This is a genomic window from Paenibacillus sp. Dod16 (assembly GCF_049893405.1).
Classification (GTDB): Bacteria; Bacillota; Bacilli; order Paenibacillales; family Paenibacillaceae; genus Paenibacillus_AQ.
Genome location: NZ_JBNDYG010000117.1, coordinates 1 through 1,474 on the forward strand (window position 1 = coordinate 1; position 1,474 = coordinate 1,474).

A 1,474-nucleotide genomic window follows, 5' to 3' on the forward strand; every position below is an offset into this window, starting at 1 on the left:
TGAACTGTGACCCATAAGAAGGACACTTTAAAAAAGTGACCCTCTTGTGGGTCACTTGTGTTTTAATCAAGGTATAAGATGAGGGGCGAGATGAAGATGGGAAAATTGAAACGAGTAGTTTTTACAATAGAGCAGATGAGAAAATTGGAGAGAAACCCCAATGTGCAACACGTAACCGAATTTGCCATTACGTATACATCTGAGTTCAAACGTGCGGCGCTGCGAGCCTACAAGGAGGGGCAAACACCTTCAGAAATCTTCATTCGGGCTGGGTTCGACCTAGACGACATTGGTCATAAGAAGCCCAAACATAGCCTGAAGCGTTGGCGTGACACCTTCGACTTGTACGGTGAAGAAGGACTTGCCATAGAACGACGAGGTAAGGGAAGTGTAGGGCGTAAACCAGTCGCCGAGCTATCGGCGGAGGACGAATTAAAACGAGCAAAAGCTAAGATTAAATTGCTTGAATCGCAGGTGGACTTGCTAAAAAAGCTCGAAGCGCTCGAAAGGCAGAAGAAACACTAAAGCCCTCCGAGCGTTACGAGCTCATTTATCGCACGATTCGTGCATATGGAATGAAGCGTATGACTCGTTATTTGTGTAGGCTCGTCGCTGTAAGTCCAAGCGGTTATTACAGATGGATTGCAGCCGAGGAGAACCGTCAGGTTCGTATGGCAGCGGACGAGCAGGACATTCTCCTCATCAAGCAGCACTTTGAGGCCCTGAATGGTAAGGCAGGCGCACTCGTGATTAAGATGCGACTTGAGCAAATAAGTGGTGTTATCATGAATCACAAGAAGATCCGCCGTCTTATGCGCAAAGCTGGCTTGGTCGCAACGATCCGTCAAGCGAATCCATACCGTAGGATGGCAAAAGCTACACATGAACACAAAACCTGTCCGAATCTGCTTCAGCGGCAGTTTGACCAAGGAGAGCCTGAGAAAGTGTTTCTAACCGATATTACCTATCTGCGATATGGAAACGGACAATGGGCCTATCTTTCCTGCGTCAAGGATGGAGCTACTAGGCAAATCCTCGCCGAGTGCGTTGGGGCCACGCTTGAACTCTCACTAGTCGAACGGACACTTCAACGTCTACTAGCGCGACTAGATGGAAACATGCATCCAGAAGCCATATTGCACTCCGACCAAGGTATGCACTACACGCACCCTAAAACACAGTTGTTCATTGCCAGGAACGGTATGAAGCAATCCATGTCACGCCGAGGGAACTGCTGGGATAACGCCCCCATGGAATCATTCTTCGGTCATATGAAAGATGAGGTTGATTTTACGGATTGTGAATCCATCCATGAAGTCAGGACGCGTGTTGCTGATTACATAAGTTACTACAATGCTGAGCGATACCAATGGACATTAAAAAAGATGACCCCTGACGAATTCAGAGGCCATCTGCTTGCTAGTTAAGTCCAGGCTGTTTTTTATAAATCCTCCACAATTGGGGTCACAGTTCA

The 1,474-nt window shown here is 47.5% G+C and carries 1 protein-coding gene; it reads left to right on the forward strand.

Annotated elements, in window-relative coordinates:
• Positions 1–105 precede the first annotated feature (105 nt).
• Positions 106–1,427, forward strand: a protein-coding gene (locus ACPV3A_RS37630) for an IS3 family transposase (RefSeq protein ID WP_426205003.1) whose coding sequence is annotated in 2 segments (ribosomal slippage) — positions 106–478 and positions 478–1,427 — 1,323 coding nt in all. Because the reading frame shifts where the segments join, the coding sequence is not laid out codon by codon here.
• The last annotated feature ends 47 nt before the right edge of the window (positions 1,428–1,474 follow it).